The sequence below is a fragment of the Allobosea sp. GW821-FHT12C12 genome, from assembly GCF_058807355.1.
Genome location: NZ_JBXAQP010000001.1, coordinates 199,016 through 215,784 on the forward strand (window position 1 = coordinate 199,016; position 16,769 = coordinate 215,784).

Genomic DNA, 16,769 nt, shown 5'->3' on the forward strand with positions numbered 1-16,769 from the left:
CAAAAGCACGGCTGAACCATGGATGAATGGCTGCGGCTTTTCGGCATAAGTCAGAAACTTAGGCCCACTCCGCCTTGTTCCGTTCGACCACCAGGATCTTGCCCTGCCAGATCTCGACCAGCGCGGCCTTCCGCGGCGAGACTGCTCCGCACAGGGCCAGCACGGCGCGCGCCACGCCGCCATGGCTGACCACGACCGTCTCGCGCGCGAGCCCTTCCAGCACGGGCCTGATCCGCTCGGCCAGCATGGCGTAGCTCTCGCCGTTCGGCGGCACGAAGCCCCATTTGTCGCGCATCCGGGCCTGCGACTGCTCGGGCTCGGCCTTGCGCATCTCGCGCCAGGTGAAGCCCTCCCATGAGCCGAAGGTCAGCTCGCGCAGGCGCTCGTCGGTGCGGTAGTCGTCCGGCGGCAGGCCGAGCGCGCCGCGCATGAGCGCCATGGTCTGGCGGGCGCGGTGCATCGGCGAGGCGAGAAAATCGACCGCGGCGAGATCGGCGACGAGCGCGCGCACGCGGCCGGCGGCCTCCACCGCCTGGCTGCGCCCGAGCGCGTTGAGCGGGATGTCCTGTCCGCCCTGCAGCCGCCCCTCGCGATTCCAGTCAGTCTCGCCATGGCGGACGAGGATGAGGCGATGCGCGAGGACGAGCGGAACCATGCCGGGCTCATGCACGCTGACGCACGGCGCGTCAAAGTCCGCCGCTGGCGGTGCGCCATGCGCCACAGCCATGCCGGCCCGCGCGCTTTCTGTTGGCCTGCCGGTCGCGGGCGTATAGAGGAGGCGCTCCGTTCCCGCGGATCGACACCATGCCCCCGGCTCTCACCCTGCCCGATGGTCGCAGGCTCGTCCTCGAGACGACACCGCTGCTGATGGGCGTGGTCAACATCACGCCCGATTCGTTCTCCGACGGCGGCACGCTGAAGAACGCGAGCGAGGCCATCGCCCATGGCCGCAAGCTCGTCGCCGACGGCGCGGACATCATCGATGTCGGCGGCGAATCGACCAGGCCCGGCCACGCCCCGCTCGATGCCGACACCGAACTCGCCCGCGTCCTGCCGGTGATCGAGGGGCTCGTCGCGCGCGGCGACACGCCGGTCTCGATCGACACCTGGAAGGCCGAGGTCGCGGCTGCCGCGCTCGAGGCCGGCGCGTCCATCGTCAACGACGTCTGGGGCGCGCAGCGCGATCCCGCCATCGCCGCGGTCGCCGCACGCCACGGCGCGCCGATCATCCTGATGCACAACCGCGAGACGACCGATCCCGCGCTCGACATCCTCGCCGACGTGCTCGCCTTCCTCGAACGCTCGATCGCGATCGCGCTCGAGGCCGGCGTGACGCGCGCGCAGATCGTGGTCGATCCCGGCATCGGCCTGTTCGGCAAGACGCCGGAGCAGTCGCTGACGCTGATCCGCGACCTCGCGCGGCTCGGCGAACTCGGCTGCCCAGTCCTGCTCGGGGCCTCGCGCAAATCGGTGATCGGCGTCGTCACCGGCCAGTCGGTGCCGGCCGAGCGCGTCGCCGGCAGCATCGCGGCGCATCTTTTCGGGGCGTCGCAAGGCGCGGCCATCATCCGGGCCCATGACGTCGCCGAGCATGCGCAGGCGATCAAGGTCTGGGCGGCCTTGACCCGACAGCCGGAGCCGACCCCGTGAGCGAAACCGGCAGCATCCTGATCGAGAGGCTCGACATCTACGCCTATCATGGCTGCTTCTCGGAGGAGGAGCGGCTCGGCCAGCGCTTCACCCTCGATATCGCGCTCCGGACCGACATCCGCGCCTCGGCGATCAGCGATTCGATCACCGATACGGTCGACTACGGCAAGGTCGTCGCGGTGGTGACGGAGGCCTTCACGGGGAGCCGCTTCAACCTGCTGGAGGCGGCGGCGCGCGCCGTGGCGCTCGCGATCCTGTCGGGCTTTCCGGCCGTCAGCCGCGTCGAGATCACCCTGCGCAAGCCCGCCCCGCCGATCCCGGCGACGCTGGCCGCCGTCGGCGTCAGACTGGATTTCCGGCGTGAGGACTGAGGCGGCGCTCGGCCTGGGCGGCAATCTCGGCGATCCCGTGGCGGCGTTCGCGACGGCGCTGCGCACGCTCGACGGCAATCCCGGGATCGGCGTGCTGAAGCTGTCGAGCGTCTGGCGCACCGCGCCCTGGGGCAAGCTCGACCAGCCCGAATTCCTCAACATGGCGGCGCTGGTCGAGACGAGCCTTCCGCCGCGCGCCCTTCTCGCCTTCTGCCTCGATCTGGAGCGCCAGGCCGGCCGCGAGCGCCGCGAGCGCTGGGGCCCGCGCACGCTCGACATCGACATCTTGAGCTATGGCGTCGAGGCGATCGACGAGGCCGGCCTGCGACTGCCCCATCCGCGCATCGCCGAGCGGGCATTCGTGCTGGCCCCGCTGGCGGAGATCGCGCCGGGGATGAAGGTCGGAGGGCGGGCCATCTCGAAACGATGGGCATCGAGCGAGCCGGCCGGCGTGACGCGCGATGCGTCAGCGACCGAGCGACTTGTAAACATGCTCCCGCCGATACCCTCTACGTCATCCCGGACAAGCGGCGCAGGCGCGCCGATCCGGGATCCCTCCTAGAACACCGCCATCGCCCTATGATGGATCCCGGGTCCGCGCTTCGCTTGCCCGGGATGACGGCGCGTTTCCATGACAGGCGAGTTGGTCCAGATCGAAGGCGCCCCGCTCACTCGCCCTTGTCGAGCGTGATGTCCGGCGCGGTCGGCACCTTCATGCCGACGACATGATAACCGGCGTCGACATGCGTCACCTCGCCGGTGACGCCGCGCGACATGTCCGAGACGAGATAGACCGCCGTCTGGCCGACTTCCTCGATCGTGACCGTGCGGCGCAGGGGCGAATTGTACTCGTTCCACTTCAGGATGTAGCGGAAATCGCCGATGCCGGAGGCGGCCAGCGTCTTGATCGGCCCGGCCGAGATCGCGTTGACGCGGATTTTCGACGGCCCGAGATCGGCGGCGAGATATTTCACGCTCGCCTCCAGCGCCGCCTTCGCGACGCCCATGACGTTGTAATGCGGCATCCATTTCTCGGCGCCGTAATAGGTCAGCGTCAGCAGCGAGCCGCCATCGCTCATCAGCTTCTCGGCGCGCTGCGTGACGGCCGTGAAGGAATAGCACGAGATCAGCAGCGACTTGGTGAAATTCGCTTCGCTGGTCTCGACATAGCGCCCGGTCAGTTCGTCCTTGTCGGAGAAGGCGATGCAGTGGACGACGAAGTCGAGCCTGCCCCAGAGCTTCTCGACCTCGGCGAAGACGGCGTCGATCGAGGCCGCGTCTGTCACGTCGCAATGGCCGACGACATGGCCGCCGAGCTCCTTGGCCAGCGGCTCGACGCGCTTCTTCAGCGCATCGCCCTGATAGGTGAAGGCGAGTTCCGCCCCGGCGTCGGCGGCGGCCTTGGCGATGCCCCAGGCGATCGAGCGGTTGTTGGCGACGCCCATCACGAGGCCGCGCTTGCCCCTGAGAAGGTTGGCGGTCGGGGCGGCGGAGCTGGCGTCAGGCATCGGAGACCCTGGAACGAAACGAAACGGAGCGGTCTCTTAGAACAGGATGGCGGAAAGGGGAAACCGATTTGACGGCGAAGCGTCAGGCGGTGCGCGCCTTCATCAGCGCCGTCAGTTCCTCGTCGCTCGCCGGCATCTCGATGTCGATCGCGACGAAGAGGTCGCCCGCCTCGCCTTTCTCGCCCTTCAGCCCCTTGCCGCGCAGACGGAAGGATTTCGTGGTGCCGGTCAGCGGCGGGACCGTCATCTCGACCGCGCCGGTCAGCGTCGGCACATGGATCGGCCCGCCCAGTACCGCGACGCTGAGCGGCACGGCCACGCGGGTGCGCAGATCGCGGCCCTCGATCGCGAAACGCGGATCGGGCCTGATCCGGATCGTCATCATCACGTCGCCGGCCTCGCCACCGAAGGGCGAGGGCTGGCCGAGTCCGCGCAGGCGCATCACCTTGCCGTCGGAGACGTTCTCGGGGATCGTCACCTCGACCTCGCGCCCGCCCGGCAGCCGGACGCGGCGCGAGGATCCGTTGGCGGCCTCGGCAAGCGTCACGTCGAGGGTGAAGCTCTGGTCGGCCGGCTTCTGCGGCTCGGGCCGGACCCGGCCGCGCCTCGCGGCGTCGCCGAAGAGCGAGCCGAAGACGTCGGACGGGTCGAAGCCGGGCTCCGGCCCGCCGCGTCCGAAAGGCTGGCCGCCGCCCTGCCCGAAATTGAACTCGAAGCCGCCGGCGCGCCCGCCGCGCCCCGCGCCCATGCCCTCGAAGCCGGCGAATTTCGGCTTGCCCTCGGCGTCGATCTCGCCGCGGTCGAACTGCTTGCGCTTGGCCTCGTCGCCGACGACCTCATAGGCCGTGTTCAATTCGGAGAAGCGGTCCTGCGCCTTCGGGTCGTCGCGGTTGCGGTCGGGATGCAGTTCCTTGGCGCGCCTGCGATACGCCTTCTTGATCTCGGCGTCGCTGGCGGCGCGGGCGACGCCCAGGACCTGATACGGGTCGCGCATTCATGAACCCCAAAACTGCGGCGCGCCGGCCCGAGGCCTCAGCGGCCGGGCACGAGGCACGCCAGATATCTCGCTAGGACGCTATCTGGGAAGGCTGTGGCGCGAATGCAACATCGCGGCCGGGCAAGGCTTGCAATTTCTGCGTGGCGCTGACGCATGTCGGTTTCGCACGGGAACAGTCCCGTCATCCCGGGCTTTCCCCGCGATCCATCGCGGAGAAGCGACGGTCCCCTGCGCCGGATCCCGGATCGGCGCGGCTGCGCGGCTTGTCCGGGATGACGCAGGCATGTCCGGGCGGAAGCGGAGACGGCTCAAGCCGCCCCTTTCAAGGGCTGCGTCTCCTTGACCATCCAGTCGCCGCCGGTCGGCCGGCAGGCCTTGCCCTGCAGCCGCGTCAGCCTCGTCTGCAGATGCACGCTGGCGATGAAGCCGCGGCAGATCTCGTCTGCGCTGACATAGGGCCCGCCGACCGGCGTGAAGGCGCCCTTGATGCCGCTCTGCGGATTGTCCCAGGACACCACCGCGCCATTGCCCTGCGGATCGAGCGCGACCGACAACGCGCCCTCGGCCCGGCGCATGTCCTCGGGGCCGAGATCGGCCGCTAGCGAGGCCAGCGCGCCCGGACGCGCAGGGCTGCGGGCCGGCAGCACCGAGGAGGTGGTGAGGACATCGTCCTCGGCCTTGGACGACAGCCCGAGAATCGGGAACGAGACCGAGCAGCCGGCGCTGGCGAGGCCGAGGACCATCGCCCCTCCGAGGCAAATCGCGCGCAGGGGTGACTTGCGTCGCGGAAGGCTTTGGATCGCCCCGAGCGCTCGCCTATATAGATGTACTGCAAGTCCCAGGATCACGGATCGCGCTCGCCCGACGCCGTCTTCAACACCAAGGATTAAACACGTGGATCGGTTAACGAGCGGTGACTTCACCGAGGTCGAGGAACCCTTCGCGTTGTTCGAGGACTGGCTCGAGGAGGCCGGCCGCTCCGAGCCGAACGACCCCAACGGCATGGCGCTCTCCACGGTCGACGCCGACGGCCTGCCGAATGTCCGCATGGTTCTGCTCAAGGGCCACGACGCGGACGGCTTCGTCTTCTACACCAACACCGAGAGCCAGAAGGGCGAGGAGCTGCTCGGCCAGGGCAAGGCGGCCGTCCTGTTCCACTGGAAGAGCCTGCGCCGGCAGGTCCGGATCCGCGGGCCGGTGACGCAGGTCGGCGACGCCGAGGCCGACGCCTATTTCAGGTCGCGCCCGCGCGACAGCCGGATCGGCGCCTGGGCCTCGCAACAGTCGCGACCGCTGGAAAGCCGCTTCGCGCTGGAGAAGGCGGTCGCATACCATGCCGCGCGCTTCGGCCTCGGCGAGATTCCCCGCCCGCCGCACTGGACGGGTTTCAGGATCGCGCCGGTTTCCATCGAGTTCTGGCGCGACGGCGCGTTCCGTCTGCATGATCGCGTCGTCTTCCGCAGAGCCTCGGCCGCCGGGCCCTGGACGCGGACGCGGCTCTACCCTTGAGGACCACAGCGCCATGGCGATGCCCAAATTCGACTTCCCCAAGACCGAGGCCGGCAAGCGGCCGGTCATGCTGCTGACCGGCGCGAGCCGCGGCATCGGCCATGCCACGGTGATGCAGTTCGCCATGGCGGGCTGGCGCATCCTGTCCTGCTCGCGCCAGGCCTTTTCCGACAAATGCCCCTGGCCGTCCGGGGCCGACGATCATGTCCAGATCGATCTCGGCGACCCCGAGGACACGATGCGCGGCATCGCCGAGATCAAGAAGCGGCTCGCCGTGGAGGGCGGCAAGCTCAACGCGCTGGTCAACAACGCCGGCATCTCGCCGAAGGGACCGAAGGGCTCGCGGCTGGGCGCGGCGACGACCTCCTTCAACGACTGGCACAAGGTCTTCCAGGTCAATTTCTTCGCACCGATCATGCTGGCGCGCGGCCTGCTCGACGAACTGACCGCCGCCAAGGGCACGATCGTCAACGTCACCTCGATCGCGGGCTCGCGCGTCCATCCCTTCGCGGGAGCGGCCTATGCCACCTCCAAGGCCGCGCTCGCCAGCCTCACCCGCGAGATGGCGGCCGATTTCGGCCCGCTCGGCGTGCGGGTGAACTCGATCTCGCCCGGCGAGATCGATACCGCGATCCTCTCGCCCGGCACCGAGAAGATCGTCGCGACGCTGCCGCTCGGCCGGCTCGGCCAGACGGCCGAGGTCGCCAAGGCGATCCATTTCCTCTGTACCGACGCCTCGAGCTACGTCACCGGAGCCGAACTCCATATCAATGGCGGGCAGCACGTGTGAGCGCGGGCGGGCGCATCATCCCCTTTCCGACGCCGGGCAAGGCGGCGCCGCGCCCCGTGCTCGCGGCCTCGGTCGCGGTCTTCCGCGACGGCAAGGTGCTGCTCGCGACGCGCACCAAGCCGCCGGCCGACCGGCTCTGGTCGCTGCCGGGCGGCAAGGTCGAGGCCGGCGAGACGCTGGAAGACGCGGCGCTGCGCGAGCTCGAGGAGGAGGTCGGCGTCACGGCGCGGATTATCGGCTTCAACCGTCATGTCGAGATCTTCGGCCGCGATGCGCAAGGCGCGGTGACGCATCATTTCGTCGTCGCGAGCTTCGTCGGGCAATGGCTGACGGGCGAGGCGAAGCCCGGTCCGGAGGCAGGCGCGGTGATGTGGGCCGACCCGCTCAGGCTGGGCGGCCTGCCGACGACGCGCGAACTCGGCGACGTGCTGCGCCGCGCCGCCGCCATCGTCGCCGAGGCGGCGGATCGGCCATGAGGCGCGGCGTCCGCATCGCGATCGTCCTGCTCGCGGGTGTGACGGCCGCCGGCCCGGTGCTGGCCCAGGCGCAGCGCCCGCCCGGGGCGAGCCGCCCGGCGGCGCCGGCGGAGCCCGCCCCGCCGCCAGAGCCGCCGCCTCCGCCCTATGAGCCGCAGCTTCTGAAGCTCGCCGAGATCATCGGCTCGCTCTCCTATCTGCGCACGCTTTGCGCCGCGCGCGAGGCGCAGGACTGGCGAAACCGCATGGCGGCGCTGATCGAGGCCGAAGGGCGCACCATCCAGCGCCGGGAGCGCCTGACCAGCGCCTATAACCGGGGCTTCCGCGCCTATGCGGCGACGCACCGGCTCTGCACCGAGGGCAGCCAGGAGGCCTCCGCCCGGCTCGCCGTCGAAGGCGAGCGCCTCGCCACAACGCTGGCCGGCCGCTACGGCGGGTAGTTCTTGGCCGAACCAACCGGAATCTTCGCCAAAACTCTCCCGACCGCGTTAACCTTTCTTAAAGGCGGCGGTGGCGGCGGCGGGGTCGGCCCGGTATGCTCGCCATGCTGACGAACGCGACTCGAGGCCCGGCGGGGCTTGAGGCAGTCTCGGTCGGCGCGACCATGCCTCGGAGTATCGAAGCCGCGATGTCCAGCTACTCCGACGAAATGCCGCTCGAAGGCGCGCTCAGCGAGGAGCGCTCCGATGCGCGCCGCGTCGCCTATGGCTATGTCGAGGACGCCTTCGCCGAAGCAGAGGCCGACGGGCTCGATTCCGACGCACTCGCCCATGCCGCGCTCTTCGCCGCCTTCCGGACATTGGTCGAGACCTATGGCGAGGAGGCGACCGCCGTCTTCGCCGAGGCCCTGCCCGGCAGGATCCGCGGCGGCGCCTTCACCGCCGGCACGCGTCACTGAGCGTTCGCGGCCGCCCGCTCGGTCTGTTCGCGCCTCCGCATCAACGCCCGCTCGCGCTCGTTCTTCGTCAGTGACACCGCTAGCGCGAAGGCCTCGGCCGCTTCGCCATGCCGCCCGAGCTTGGCGAGGAAATCGCCACGCACGCTGGGCAGCAGATGGTAACGCCTGAGCGCGGGCTCTTCAGCCAAAGCCTCGACCAGGACGAGTCCCGCCGCCGGCCCTCGCGCCATCGAGACCGCTACGGCCCGGTTGAGCTCGACGATTGGCGAGGGCGTCACCTTGGCCAGCACGGCATAGAGCCCCGCGATCCGGTTCCAATCCGTCTCCTCGGCGCTGCGCGCGCCGGCATGACAGGCCGCCAGAGCCGCCTGCAGCAGATAGGGTCCGGGCGGCTGGCCAAGGCCCTGACCCCGTGCCAGCGCCTTTAGCCCGCGCCCGATCAGCAGCTGGTCCCACAGCCCGCGGTTCTGGTCGAGCAGCAGGATCGGCTCGCCATCGGGGCCGGTGCGCGCCCGCAGCCGCGAGGCCTGCAACTCCATCAGCGCGACGAGCCCGTGCACCTCCGGCTCGCCGGGGCTGAGTTCGGCGAGGATGCGACCGAGCCGCATCGCCTCCGCGCAGAGTTCCGGGCGGACCCAGTCATTGCCGCTGGTTGCGGCATATCCCTCATTGAAGATCAGGTAGACAACCTCCAGCACCGAGGCGAGCCGGGCCGCGAGCTCCAGCCCATGCGGCGTCTCGAACGGCACACGCGCCTCGGACAGCGCCTTCTTGGCCCGCACGAGGCGCTGCGCCATGGTCGGCTCCGGCACCAGGAAGGCGCGCGCGATCTCCTCCGTGGTCAGGCCGCCGACCAGCCGCAGCGTCAGGGCGAGGCGCGCCTCGACCGCGAGCACGGGATGGCAGGCGGTGAAGATCAGCCGCAGCAGGTCGTCGCCGACATCGTCGTCGAGCGCTGAGTCGAGGTCGGGCGTTCCGGCTGCGTCCGTCTCGATTGCATGGCCGAGTTCGTCCTGCTTGCGGACGATGAGCTGCTCGCGGCGGACCAGGTCGATGGCGCGGCGCCTGCCCGCCTGCATCAGCCAGGCGCCAGGATTGCGCGGCACGCCCTCGATGGGCCATTGCGCCAGCGCCGCGACCAGCGCGTCCTGCGCCAGCTCCTCGGCCCGGCCGATGTCACGCACCACGCGCGTCAGCCCCGCGATCAGGCGGGGCTGTTCGATCCGGAAGACCGCCTCGATGGCGCGATGTGCAGCGCTGGCCGACATGGCCGGCGATACACACCATCGGCGGCCCCGCTGGCAAGCGGTTCAGTTCAGCCCTGACCGCCGGCCTCGCTCCTGAGCCGCTCCCACGCCGCCGCGTCCTCGGGCGTCACCACCTCACCGAAATCGGCGAGATCGGCGACCGAACGGATTTCGATCTCGGACGGGCCCGGCATCGGGTTGGGGCAGCGTTTGACCCAGGAAATCGCCTCGTCGAGCGAGGCGCATTCCCATAGCCAATAGCCCGCGACAAGCTCCTTGGTCTCCGCGAAGGGCCCGTCGACGACGTGCCGGCTCGCGCCGTCGAACTGCACGCGCGCACCCTTGGCGCTCGGCGTCAGACCGTCGCCGCCCTTCATGATGCCGGCTTTCACCAGCTCCCCGTTATAGGCCATCATCGCGTCGAGCAGCTCGCGGGTCGGCAGCGCGCCCGCTTCGCTGTCCTTGGTCGCCTTGACCATCACCATGAAACGCATCGGTCTTCTCCAGCCGTTCGAATTGGGATTCTGGATTGGCCGCGATCAGCCCTTCTGATTGGCGGCGGATTCGGCACGCAGACGCTCTTCCTGCTCGCGCAGTTCCGGCGTCATCGCCTCGCCGAAATCCTCCATCTCGAAGACCTGGCGGATTTCGATCTCGGTGCCGCCGTCGAAGGGTGCGCGCTTGAACCATGCGATCGCCTCGTCGCGCGACTTGACGTCGATCAGCCAGAAGCCGGCGAGCAGCTCCTTGGTTTCGGCGAAGGGGCCGTCGGTAAGAATGCGCTCCTTGCCGTCGAATTTGAGCCGCACGCCCTTGGACGAAGGATGCAACCCCTCGCCCGCCAGCATCACGCCGGCCTTGACGAGCTCCTCGTTGAAGGCGCCCATCGCCCCCAGCAGCGCCTCCTCCGGCATCACGCCAGCTTCCGAATCCGCGCTTGCCTTGACCAGAACCATGAAACGCATCGTTTCTCTCCTCGAGCCCATTGTGGCGAGACCGGCCGGCGCGGCGCGCCTTTTGTCCGGTCTGTGAACCCACGTCGAACGAGGGAGCGCGGAATCGACAGTGCCTCTGAAAAAAATTCAACCCGGCAGAAATTCGATCCGGAATCACCGCGATCGTAAGCAGTCACACGAACGGCGGCAGCAGCGGGCGGCCTTCGTCGACGAGCAATTGCCGGCTCGCGTCCAGCACCATGCCGAGCGCGCGGTCGGCGTCCATGACGCCTTGCAGCGGGACATAACAGTCGCTGCCCAGCGCCCAGTCGGGCTGGAACAGGGGCGGCGCGGCGTAGTGGGCCTCGAACTCGTGCCTGCGCTCGATGAGCACGGTGCTGAGTTCATGATCGATGTGCCCGTTCATGGGCAGCAGGGCGGGGATAAGCGCATCGCAGGCCGCGGGCGTGATCAGATAGGCGAACGTCCCGTTGAAGAAGTAGATCCGCGCCAGCCCCAAACCGTGCGGCGGCTCGGCCATGCCGTTCATGATGCTGCCGCCGAGAAAGACGAGGCCGGTCGCGGCCGGGGCGGCCCCGACGACGTCACGGAAGCGGTTCGTATCGAAACCCGCGGCCGGGTGGGCGTCGTCCTCGAAGACGAGCAGCCGCGGCAGTTTGTTGGCGATCATCCAGCGCCAGGTGGCGAGGTGCGACAGGAAACATCCGATCGCGGGGCGCGTGAGCGAGAAATGACTCCGCGGAGCGGCTTCGATCCGCTCGGCCGGCTGGCGAAGGAGCGGCCCGATCGCCTCCAGCGACAGCCGGGCGCCCTCGATCGCCGGCACCTTGATCAGCTTGTGCAGCCCGATCGCGGCCATGCGGTTCGAGATGGCGTTCCACTTGTCCGTTCGGTGCGAGAGATTGATCACGGCGACGGGCAGATCGACGCCGACCGCCTGCGCGCTGTCCCCATCGAACGCGATGTCCGGTTCGGGGACGAACCGGAGCATATGATCGATGTCTTGTTCGGTGCGAATCGGCCGACAGCCCTCTTGCGATCTTCGTCGGCGGATATCTCAGCGCGGATGACCGCGCCCTGTCACCGGAAAAAGAACGAGATGTATTCGCCTTTCTGGATCACTTCGAATTTGCGGCCCGCGATGGCCGAGAACAGGGTCGCGCTGCTGCCCTGTCCCGGGAACAGCCAGTCATGCGTCTCCGCGATGAGCAGATCGGTGTGATCGAGCCAGCCCGTGTTCGAGCGGAACAGGGCGTCCTCCCCGCCCTCGATGTCGACCTTGACGATGAGATTGCGCGCCGCGCCATGGCGTCGCATCAGGCCGTCGATGGTGACGGTGGCGATCGCGCCTTGCGTGCCTTGGGCCTCCCGCACCCGATAGGCGAACTTTTCGGCCTGGGGGTCCACCAGTTCGACGCCGGTTTCCCGGTCGAACACGGCGGCTTCGACGATCTCGATCATCGGGTTGGCTTGCGTGTTCCTGCGCGCCAGCGCCGCATTGTCGCGCGCGGGCTCGATGCCGACGATCCGCGCCGCCGGCAGGTGCGATGCGAAGTACAGTGTGCTCAGCCCGATATTGGCGCCGCAATCGACCACCAGCGGGGTCGCGCCGGCGGCGATCGACCGTTCATAGGCTGCGCGGATCCACGCGAATTGCGGGGCGGTGCTGATGTTGAACTCTTCGGAATGGAAGATCTGCTCGAGCACCGCCCCGTCGCTGGCGCCATCGCGGATCCAGACCGGACCGATGCCGTCGACGTCGATGCGCCGTAACGCCGGAGAGATGTCGGTCATGGGCTTGCTCCTCGGGCCCGGGTCGGCGCGACCCCGACGCCTTTAGCCGGTCTTCGTCGCCATGGCCGCCGCCGAGAATGCCGCAGTCGCCGGCCTGCGCGACCGCCCTGGTCAGCCTGGCGTCCGCGACGATGTCCATCGCCGCCAGCATGACGGCATGCGCGACACCGAGCAGGCGGCTGGACAGGCTCATGGCAAGCTCGCGGAAAGGATGATTGGACGCCGCAGGCTAATCCACTCGATCGTTCCGAAAAAATGAAATATCATGATGCCACGCATCTGCATGAGAGAACGCGCTGAGCAAGCGCGACGGCGGCATGACCGGAACAGAATCATGGACGTGACCGAACTTTCGACCTTCCTCGCCGTGGCGCGGGCCGGCGCGATCACCGCCGCCGCGCGCGAGCTCAACACAGTGCAGTCCAACGTCACCGCCCGCATCCGCACGCTGGAGGACGAGATCGGCCTGCCGCTGTTCGAGCGGCGGAGCCGCGGCATGGCCCTGACCGGGGCCGGCCAGCGCCTGCTGCCCTATGCCGAGCGCGTGCTCTCGCTGCTACGCGAGGCGCGGCAGGCTGCGCGCGAGGACGGCGCGGCGCAAGGACCGCTCGGCATCGGCGCGATGGAGACGACCGCCGCGATCCGCCTGCCGCCGCTGCTGGCGGCCTTCCACCAGGCCTGCCCGGCGGTGCGCCTCAGCGTGCAGGCCGGCCCGACCGCGCAGCTGGTCGAGGCCGTTCTGCGCCGCGAGATCGACGGCGCCTTCGTCGCCGGGCCTGTCCAGCATGGCGAACTGACGGCGCTTCCCGCCTTCAGCGAGGAGCTTGGCCTCGTCACGCAAAGCGCGATCCGCGACGGCGATCTGGCGACCGCGCTCGGTCGGGAGGGCCTGACCATCCTGACCTTCCGGCAGGGCTGCAGCTATCGCCAGCGCCTCGAGCAGGTGCTCGCCCGCTTCGGCCAGCCGAACTACGCCCGGCTCGAATTCGGCACGCTCGACGGCATTCTGGGCTGCGTCGCAGCCGGCGTCGGCATCACGCTGATGCCGCGCGCCGTGATCGCCCAGGCCGCCCAGCGCGACGCCTTGCGCTGGCACGGGCTCGACGGCGAGGGCGGCGAGGCGACGACGCTCTTCGTGCGCCGCCGCGACGCCTATGAGAGCGAGGCGATGCGGCGGTTCGTGGGGTTGTTGGGGGAGGGTGTGGCTGGGGTGGCGAAAGCGGGGAAGGGTCGGGCTGGGGCGCGGCGCGCGGCGGCCGTGGGTTAGTCGCGGCTGTGGCAGGGCGTGTGGTGGCGGGGTAGATTCGTTCGCTTGCCAGCCAAACATATTACTTCGCGACCACGCTGGCTTGGTGGAGTACATGTATAATCCAGACAGCATGGACCAGAATCATGGCTGACACGACGATCGAGTGGACCGACGCGACTTGGAACCCGGTCGCAGGCTGCTCCGTCTTAACTGCAGGCTGCACAAACTGCTACGCGATGCGTATGGCCGCGCGCCTCGAAGCGATGGGCGTCGAAAAGTACAAGGGTCTGACACGGTCGAGCGGCGGACGTCGCGTATGGACCGGCCGGCTCCATCTAGATCAAACCGCGCTCGATATCCCGAAGAAGTGGCGCAAGCCAAGGCGAATCTTCGTCAACAGCATGTCTGACCTCTTTCACGAGGACGTGCCGACGGAGTTCATCCTGCAAGTCTGGCAAGCGATGGCAGGCGCTCCTCAGCACACATTCCAAATCCTCACAAAGCGGCCCGATCGAATGGCGACCGTACTCAGCGACAGTGAATTTCGAATTTTATCCAATGTCTGGCTCGGTGCCAGCGTAGAGGACAATCGGGTTTTAGAACGACTGAACGATCTTCGGAGAGTACCGGCAGCGGTACGTTTCGTTTCGTTCGAGCCGCTGATCGGGTCAGTTGCTGGCGCTGACCTTAGAAACATCGCTTGGGCAATTGTTGGCGGCGAAAGCGGCCCTCGTGCGCGCTCGATGAACACAGAATGGGTCGATGAGATTGAAGGTGCTTGCAGGCGTAGCGGCACGGCGTTCTTCTTCAAGCAGTGGGGCGGCGTGCAGAAGAAGAAGTCTGGCAGAACCTATCGTGGTCGCGAATGGGACGAACTACCAGAATTAAGAATATGACGCGCGATCCGGGTGCCAACCGCTACAGCCTTTGGCGCAGGATTGGCCATTGCGAAGAAGAGCGACGCCAGTGGAGCGCCACGAGGGTTGTAGATGCGGCTCGGAGGTAGAACGACGCCTTTGAAGATCGATTGTAAGCGCAGCTTGACATAGGCCTCAATGGCATCGACATCGGCCGTGCGCACCCGTGCATCTTCATCCTCCATCAGCCCGAACATGTCGGTCGGCTTCTGGATCGGCTGATACCAGGATTGCTCCCAATCCGTCGTTCCGAGAACGGAGTTGAGCATTGCCCGCTTGGTCGCATCAATGCGAAATGGGTCGCGAGCAGCTTGTCGATAGAGGCCCATCAGCGGGAAAAAGCACCACATATCGATGGCCTGTGTTGCCGCTACCGCCTCGATGGTCTGCCAATTCACCTCCATCCCGTAAGGATCGAGGAATAGAAGCCCGCGCATGCCCTTCGGCATGGATTGTGAGCCGTGCCATGGCAGGCCACGGCAGAGCTTCTGCACAACATCGTTTGCATCTCCCCGTGCCATCTTCACCTGCTGCTCCGGATAATTCTTCTGAAGACGTTCAAGAGCAGCAAAGCGTCCGGCGTCCTTTTCGATCAGCACCATAACTTCGAACGGTGGCTTCGTTTCGAAAGCGAGGCGCGCTGATCCATCTACCGTCACGATTTCTGGCTCGGCACCGGGCTCCGCAAAAAGCGGGAGAGTCGGCCGGGTCTCGACGCGATCGCCCGAACCAGCGAACGCGTCAATGTACGCGAGGACGAAGCCCTGATCTTTCAGTGCCTTCGTATAGGTCCGCATGTATTGGCTGAGCTTTCTCAGCTTTTCGTCAGTATGACGCCCGCCAAAGCGATGCTGTTCATCGCGCGACATGCCTCGACCTTCTCCTGTGCCTAGCACTACGCTAGGTCAATCAGATTTAGGCACGCACGGTTTGCATTTACAAGAGTTGAGCCCATCGCCCCTACCCCCTTTCCAGCGCCTCAACGAACCGCGCCGGTTCGCCCTGGCTCGGCGTCGTCAGCTCGCCCTCCCACATCACCTTGCGCCCACGCACGAAGGTTCCAACCGGCCAGCCGGTCACCGTCACCCCATCATAAGGCGTCCAGCCGCATTTCGAGGCGATCCAGTCGTTCGTGATCGTCTGCCGGCGCTTCAGATCGACGATGGTGAAATCGGCGTCGTAGCCGGCGGCGATGCGGCCCTTGCCTTCCAGCCCGAAGATGCGCTGCGGGCCGGCGCTGGAGAGATCGACGAAGCGCTCCAGCGAAAGCCGGCCGGCGTTCACATGGTCGAGCATCACCGGCACCAAAGTCTGCACGCCCGGCATGCCGGAATGGCTCTCGGGGTACGGGTGGCGCTTCTCCTCATGCGTATGCGGCGCATGGTCGGAGCCGAGCACGTCGACGATGCCCTGCTCCACGCCCCACCAGATCACCCTGCGGTGGCTCTCGTCGCGCAGGGGCGGGTTCATCTGGGCGTAGGTTCCCAGCCGCTCGTAGCAGTCCGGCGCGACCAGCGTCAGGTGGTTGGGCAGCGCCTCGACGGTCGCGACGTCCTTGTGGTCGCGCAGGAATTCCATCTCCTCGCCGGTCGAGATGTGCAGGATATGGACGCGCGCCCCGGTTTCGCGCGCGATCCTGACCAGCCGCCTGGTGCAGGTCAGCGCGACCTCCGGCGAGCGCCAGACCGGATGGCTCGACGGATCGCCCTTCACCCGGAGCGGCATGCGCTCGCGCAGCATCATCTCGTCCTCGGAATGGAAGGCGGCGCGCCGGCGCGTGTGCTTCAGGATCTCCGAAACGCCGGCGTCGTCCTCGACCAGAAGGTTCCCGGTCGACGAGCCCATGAAGACCTTGACGCCGGCCGCGCCCGGCAGCCGTTCCAGCTCGGGAATGTCGGCGACGTTCTCATGCGTGCCGCCGACCCAGAAGGCGAAGTCGCAATGCATCCGGCGCCGACCGCGCCGGACCTTGTCGGCGAGCGCGGCCTCGCTCGTCGTCTGGGGATTGGTGTTGGGCATCTCGAAGACGCAGGTGACGCCGCCGAGCACGGCCGCGCGCGAGCCGGATTCGAGGTCCTCCTTGTGGTCGAGCCCCGGCTCGCGGAAATGCACCTGTGAATCGATCACGCCGGGCAGGATATGCAGGCCCGTGCAGTCGACCATCTCGCCGGCCGAGGCGCGGGAAAGATCGCCGAGCGCGACGATCTTGCCGCCCGTGACACCGAGGTCGCGCGCGACGCGACCGTCCTGGTTCACCACGGTGCCGCCCTTGAGGATGACGTCGTAGGTCTGGGGCATGGCGGTCTCCGGGTTGAGCGGGGGCTTGAGAGCGCCTAACTATCGGCCATGCCCGCGTTTGCAAAACGCAAACGGCCATTGCGCTCGCAATGACGGGAAACAACAGCAG

22 protein-coding genes are annotated in these 16,769 nt (G+C 67.8%); 11 read left to right on the forward strand and 11 right to left on the reverse strand.

The window, feature by feature from the left end; all coding sequences use genetic code 11:
- Nucleotides 1–58: 58 nt before the first annotated feature.
- On the reverse strand, nt 59–655 hold the full coding sequence (locus tag AC1RRW_RS01065; protein WP_492898324.1) for a histidine phosphatase family protein: 597 nt from the start codon (nt 653–655) through the stop codon (nt 59–61).
- Nucleotides 656–804: 149 nt separating this feature from the next.
- On the opposite strand from AC1RRW_RS01065, the gene folP reads away from it, so the two are divergent.
- Genes folP through folK form a run of 3 tightly spaced genes read left to right on the forward strand, consistent with a single transcriptional unit; the run spans nt 805 to nt 2,583 of the window.
- On the forward strand, nt 805–1,650 hold the full coding sequence (folP, locus tag AC1RRW_RS01070; RefSeq protein ID WP_492898326.1) for a dihydropteroate synthase: 846 nt from the start codon (nt 805–807) through the stop codon (nt 1,648–1,650).
- Nucleotides 1,647–2,021 (forward strand): dihydroneopterin aldolase, encoded by a 375-nt coding sequence (folB, locus tag AC1RRW_RS01075; RefSeq protein WP_492898328.1) that lies wholly within the window; start codon nt 1,647–1,649, stop codon nt 2,019–2,021. Before folP ends, folB begins: the two co-directional genes overlap by 4 nt.
- Complete coding sequence (gene folK, locus AC1RRW_RS01080; RefSeq protein ID WP_492898330.1) at nt 2,011–2,583, forward strand: 2-amino-4-hydroxy-6-hydroxymethyldihydropteridine diphosphokinase; 573 nt, start codon at nt 2,011–2,013, stop codon at nt 2,581–2,583. The genes folB and folK overlap by 11 nt, the downstream gene beginning before the upstream one ends.
- A gap of 106 nt (nt 2,584–2,689) precedes the next feature.
- Here folK and fabI read toward each other — a convergent pair whose 3' ends face one another.
- The 3 genes from fabI to AC1RRW_RS01095 all read right to left on the reverse strand — a co-directional run bounded on the left by fabI (nt 2,690) and on the right by AC1RRW_RS01095 (nt 5,269).
- Nucleotides 2,690–3,529, reverse strand: coding sequence for an enoyl-ACP reductase FabI (gene fabI, locus AC1RRW_RS01085; protein ID WP_492898332.1), 840 nt, complete (start codon nt 3,527–3,529; stop codon nt 2,690–2,692).
- Between the two features lie 82 nt (nt 3,530–3,611).
- Nucleotides 3,612–4,523 carry a DnaJ C-terminal domain-containing protein gene (locus AC1RRW_RS01090; protein ID WP_492898334.1) on the reverse strand — a complete coding sequence of 304 codons (912 nt, stop codon included), beginning with the start codon at nt 4,521–4,523 and terminating at the stop codon, nt 3,612–3,614.
- A gap of 311 nt (nt 4,524–4,834) precedes the next feature.
- Complete coding sequence (locus AC1RRW_RS01095; protein ID WP_492898336.1) at nt 4,835–5,269, reverse strand: RT0821/Lpp0805 family surface protein; 435 nt, start codon at nt 5,267–5,269, stop codon at nt 4,835–4,837.
- 151 nt (nt 5,270–5,420) lie between these two features.
- Here AC1RRW_RS01095 and pdxH point away from each other — a divergent pair, with 151 nt between their 5' ends.
- The 5 genes from pdxH to AC1RRW_RS01120 all read left to right on the forward strand — a co-directional run bounded on the left by pdxH (nt 5,421) and on the right by AC1RRW_RS01120 (nt 8,199).
- Entirely contained in the window at nt 5,421–6,035 is a 615-nt protein-coding gene (gene pdxH / locus AC1RRW_RS01100; protein WP_492898338.1) for a pyridoxamine 5'-phosphate oxidase, read from the forward strand.
- A 67-nt stretch (nt 6,036–6,102) separates the two neighbouring features.
- A complete protein-coding gene (locus AC1RRW_RS01105; protein ID WP_492899023.1) occupies nt 6,103–6,825 on the forward strand; it encodes an SDR family NAD(P)-dependent oxidoreductase in 723 nt (240 codons plus the stop codon).
- Nucleotides 6,822–7,301, forward strand: coding sequence for an NUDIX hydrolase (locus tag AC1RRW_RS01110; RefSeq protein ID WP_492898340.1), 480 nt, complete (start codon nt 6,822–6,824; stop codon nt 7,299–7,301). Before AC1RRW_RS01105 ends, AC1RRW_RS01110 begins: the two co-directional genes overlap by 4 nt.
- Complete coding sequence (locus tag AC1RRW_RS01115) at nt 7,298–7,741, forward strand: TIGR02301 family protein (RefSeq protein ID WP_492898342.1); 444 nt, start codon at nt 7,298–7,300, stop codon at nt 7,739–7,741. Before AC1RRW_RS01110 ends, AC1RRW_RS01115 begins: the two co-directional genes overlap by 4 nt.
- A 188-nt stretch (nt 7,742–7,929) precedes the next feature.
- On the forward strand, nt 7,930–8,199 hold the full coding sequence (locus AC1RRW_RS01120; RefSeq protein WP_492898344.1) for a hypothetical protein: 270 nt from the start codon (nt 7,930–7,932) through the stop codon (nt 8,197–8,199).
- On the opposite strand, the gene AC1RRW_RS01125 is transcribed toward AC1RRW_RS01120, so the two are convergent.
- The 5 genes from AC1RRW_RS01125 to AC1RRW_RS01145 form a co-directional block, all read right to left on the reverse strand.
- The gene (locus AC1RRW_RS01125; protein ID WP_492898346.1) at nt 8,193–9,467 is read right to left on the reverse strand and encodes an RNA polymerase sigma factor; all 1,275 of its coding nucleotides are present in this window, start codon (nt 9,465–9,467) and stop codon (nt 8,193–8,195) included. The two genes, AC1RRW_RS01120 and AC1RRW_RS01125, sit on opposite strands and share 7 nt — an antisense overlap.
- Nucleotides 9,468–9,514: 47 nt before the next feature.
- Nucleotides 9,515–9,940: a YciI family protein gene (locus AC1RRW_RS01130; RefSeq protein WP_492898348.1), complete on the reverse strand. Its 426-nt coding sequence runs from the start codon at nt 9,938–9,940 to the stop codon at nt 9,515–9,517.
- A gap of 45 nt (nt 9,941–9,985) precedes the next feature.
- Nucleotides 9,986–10,411: a YciI family protein gene (locus AC1RRW_RS01135; RefSeq protein ID WP_492898350.1), complete on the reverse strand. Its 426-nt coding sequence runs from the start codon at nt 10,409–10,411 to the stop codon at nt 9,986–9,988.
- Nucleotides 10,412–10,574: 163 nt separating this feature from the next.
- Nucleotides 10,575–11,393 carry a glycosyltransferase family 25 protein gene (locus tag AC1RRW_RS01140; protein WP_492898352.1) on the reverse strand — a complete coding sequence of 273 codons (819 nt, stop codon included), beginning with the start codon at nt 11,391–11,393 and terminating at the stop codon, nt 10,575–10,577.
- A gap of 89 nt (nt 11,394–11,482) precedes the next feature.
- Nucleotides 11,483–12,196: an FkbM family methyltransferase gene (locus tag AC1RRW_RS01145; protein WP_492898354.1), complete on the reverse strand. Its 714-nt coding sequence runs from the start codon at nt 12,194–12,196 to the stop codon at nt 11,483–11,485.
- Between the two features lie 61 nt (nt 12,197–12,257).
- Here AC1RRW_RS01145 and AC1RRW_RS01150 point away from each other — a divergent pair, with 61 nt between their 5' ends.
- From AC1RRW_RS01150 to AC1RRW_RS01160, 3 genes are all read left to right on the forward strand, one after another.
- Nucleotides 12,258–12,455 (forward strand): hypothetical protein, encoded by a 198-nt coding sequence (locus tag AC1RRW_RS01150; protein ID WP_492898356.1) that lies wholly within the window; start codon nt 12,258–12,260, stop codon nt 12,453–12,455.
- Between the two features lie 75 nt (nt 12,456–12,530).
- Nucleotides 12,531–13,463, forward strand: a complete 933-nt coding sequence (locus AC1RRW_RS01155; RefSeq protein ID WP_492898358.1) for a LysR substrate-binding domain-containing protein — start codon at nt 12,531–12,533, stop codon at nt 13,461–13,463.
- Between the two features lie 125 nt (nt 13,464–13,588).
- On the forward strand, nt 13,589–14,341 hold the full coding sequence (locus AC1RRW_RS01160) for a DUF5131 family protein (protein WP_492898360.1): 753 nt from the start codon (nt 13,589–13,591) through the stop codon (nt 14,339–14,341).
- On the opposite strand, the gene tcmP is transcribed toward AC1RRW_RS01160, so the two are convergent.
- Nucleotides 14,296–15,231, reverse strand: coding sequence for a three-Cys-motif partner protein TcmP (gene tcmP, locus AC1RRW_RS01165; protein WP_492898362.1), 936 nt, complete (start codon nt 15,229–15,231; stop codon nt 14,296–14,298). The genes AC1RRW_RS01160 and tcmP overlap by 46 nt on opposite strands.
- A 91-nt stretch (nt 15,232–15,322) precedes the next feature.
- Entirely contained in the window at nt 15,323–16,660 is a 1,338-nt protein-coding gene (locus tag AC1RRW_RS01170) for a dihydroorotase (protein WP_492898364.1), read from the reverse strand.
- Between the last annotated feature and the right edge of the window lie 109 nt (nt 16,661–16,769).